The sequence below is a fragment of the Marinobacter sp. genome (assembly GCF_039977835.1).
GTDB lineage: Bacteria > Pseudomonadota > Gammaproteobacteria > Pseudomonadales > Oleiphilaceae > Marinobacter.
On record NZ_JBDWCL010000066.1, the window covers coordinates 1 to 2,593 of the forward strand.

General features: G+C 47.1%; 2 protein-coding genes and 1 pseudogene. 1 reads left to right on the forward strand and 2 read right to left on the reverse strand.

Going from position 1 to position 2,593, the window contains the following annotated elements; translation table 11 throughout:
• Window positions 1-260: pseudogene (locus ABJM11_RS19375) on the forward strand (hypothetical protein); the annotation flags it as partial.
• A gap of 418 nt (window positions 261-678) precedes the next feature.
• On the opposite strand, the gene ABJM11_RS22565 reads toward ABJM11_RS19375, so the two are convergent.
• Window positions 679-1,485 carry a phytanoyl-CoA dioxygenase family protein gene (locus tag ABJM11_RS22565; RefSeq protein WP_407070022.1) on the reverse strand — a complete coding sequence of 269 codons (807 nt, stop codon included), beginning with the start codon at window positions 1,483-1,485 and terminating at the stop codon, window positions 679-681.
• Entirely contained in the window at window positions 1,482-2,501 is a 1,020-nt protein-coding gene (locus tag ABJM11_RS19380; RefSeq protein ID WP_348296068.1) for a glycosyltransferase, read from the reverse strand. The genes ABJM11_RS22565 and ABJM11_RS19380 overlap by 4 nt, the downstream gene beginning before the upstream one ends.
• Between the last annotated feature and the right edge of the window lie 92 nt (window positions 2,502-2,593).

The following is a 2,593-nucleotide window of genomic DNA, read 5'->3' on the forward strand; positions in this document are numbered from 1 at the left end:
AAGAAAAGCCAAGGCACAAAACACGGAATCGGTTGACCCATCGTGACCGCTCAGAGTACAAAACTGACTCCAGCGTGATGGCCGTGTGCAAACCGGTCACGATCCCCGGAATGACCGGTCACGTTCGCCGGAATACGCACAGCCGTGATGTCACGAATATCGGCCATTGGGGTACTGGCAACCTGGAGGTAAATGTTCGAACCTTTGAAGACTGGGAAAAAGCACGTTTATTGGTCGATAAGGCCTACCAGGAGAGTTAACGGACACACCCCAAGTTATCTGGACCGGTAAATACTCTCGCCAGAAATGGCTGGATGCTTTATGCATACAAGTACCTGTTGGAGCTGAAATCGGCATTGAGGTCTGTGCTTCCTCCCAGCAAAGGACACTTCAAAAGCTCAAATAATCAATAGCTTGAAAATCTGCCGTACCCGCGGACAATTTATGGTTAAAAAAAGCGGACAATTTATGGTTTAACTACCACTAAATCGCTGATATCAGCTTAAGTACCAACGAGGCCTCAACCACTACCGTTAACCACCGAAAAAAGCGCGCCCACCCCAACCAATCCGGCAATTCTGCCTAGTCGATCTTCAACTCGACAAAACCACAGCCCGATAGATAATAGGTCGAGTCTGTATTGACCGGATCGTGCCCAACAAAGAAATCGGACGACTCCTAATTATCGGATTCTCGATCAACAAGTCGCCGTGCTAGAGCTAGAGAAAGCAACCTTATCTTCTTTTGCACGCACCAAAAGAGGTTCTGAGGTAGTAACGGTTCCCAATAACCATATGGACTGAAGTGGACTATCCACGCTTTTCTTATCTCATCAGAGTTGTTGGGCAAGCTACTATGAAGGGTCTGTGGAAGGTGGAGGATTACATCGCCCAGATTAGCTGTGACCTGCACAGCACCCTCACAGGCTCGGCCGTCTAATTTTGCATAAAGAGTATGTCCGTTAGCTGACCGCTGATGCCTTAAATTACCAAGTCGATGGGAACTAGGGACGTATTGCATACATCCCATTGAAGGGACAGTATCCTGAAGCGGGATCCAAACATGCACGCTTTGCATCTTTTTTACTTTATCTTTGTACGCCTGATCCTGATGCCAATGTACAGATCCACTCCTAGGCTGCTTGTAGATTGCATGATCGAAAGATGGCATTGTGGGCCGACTAAGAATCCGGTCTACGAGATCATTACACTCGGCAAGTAATGGCGACCGCTTCAACGTCGGTAGGATCTTAAGTAGGTGGTTCATTTCCTGTATCGCACCGGGGTGATCACTGGCTCCTCCATGCTCGAGAAGCGAATTGGTTCGGCCAGAACTAGCGTCAGAAAATGCACAATCTAGAGCGTACCGAACCTCACTTAAAGCAGCCATGCTCAACACGTTTTTGAGGTGAACAAAACCAAAGCAAGCCAACTGTGTGTATTCCTGGCTGAGAAACTCTTCTGAATTCAATCGTGTTGAGTTCATTTGTTTGAGGGCTTCCAAATCCGATACTGTTTACCTTTACAAAAAGCGAAAACGGCGCCAAGGACGGCTGTCAGAGAAGCAGTAAAAAATCCTATACTACCCAACTTGGTTGTCTTCCTCGTCAGTACGAATAAACCTAACGCCAACGCAGCGGTAGCCACAGAATAAGAAGCAGTAATAACTACTTCAACGCCAACGTATATCGTGAGCCAAACCACACAAAGTGCAGTGAACCAGCGAAGGAGTTTATGGCTAAATAACTGCCACGAAAACCAGCCATGCCTGGACATAACGAGCAGGTCCAGGCTTGAAGATATGGTAGACATACCATGCACAATGGTTCGTTGCTTCCGTTCAAATTCATCAACGAACGTCCTTCCCAAAGAGTAATGCCCTTTAACACTGTCATCGGTCAATACTCGATACCCATTTCTGACTGCAATCATCGCAATCTCAAGGTCAGAACAGCCGCGCCCTTTCAATTTCTTGCATAAGTGTTTTCTAGCCGCGAAATAAGAGCCACTGACTCCTACGCACGAAGAAAGCTTACTCTCGTATCTTCGCAACATCATTTCGAATCGGATGAAAAATGCGCCCAAGGAATACCTGTCTCCCTCAACACAATCAACTGAACCCACAACACCAACCTCTGCTTGCGAGAAGTTAGTCAGGAGTTTGGAAACTGACCCTGGTTTTATTTTTGTGCCAAGGTCAGAAAATATAATGATCTCGCCAGCAGCTTCTTTAATCCCTATGATAAGTGCTGCCTCTTTTCCTACACGATGGGGCAACTCTATCAGTCTCACTCGCGTATCAGCAGCCACAACCATGGCTGTATCATCGGTGCAACCGTCAGTAACAACGATTAGCTCATAAAATTCAATTGGCGGCGCGGCCGCTAAAACATCTTCAATTTTCTCACTAATAGATTTGGCGCCATTAAACACAGCAACAACATGACTGACAGTATCCTGAATCAGTGACTTTGCAGGCGAATATACCCCGCAAATCGCCATCGGCGCTAACGGGAGCCATCAATTGTCGAAAAATAGGTTGCGAGTGCCTGAAACGCGCAGCCTGAAGTCGACCAGAGACCAGGATTTGGCTG

Coding starts and splice junctions, on each gene's coding strand:
- ABJM11_RS22565 (WP_407070022.1), bottom strand. CDS start 1,485: ATGAACTCAACACGATTGAATTCAGAAGAGTTTCTCAGCCAGGAATAC.
- ABJM11_RS19380 (WP_348296068.1), bottom strand. CDS start 2,501: ATGGCGATTTGCGGGGTATATTCGCCTGCAAAGTCACTGATTCAGGAT.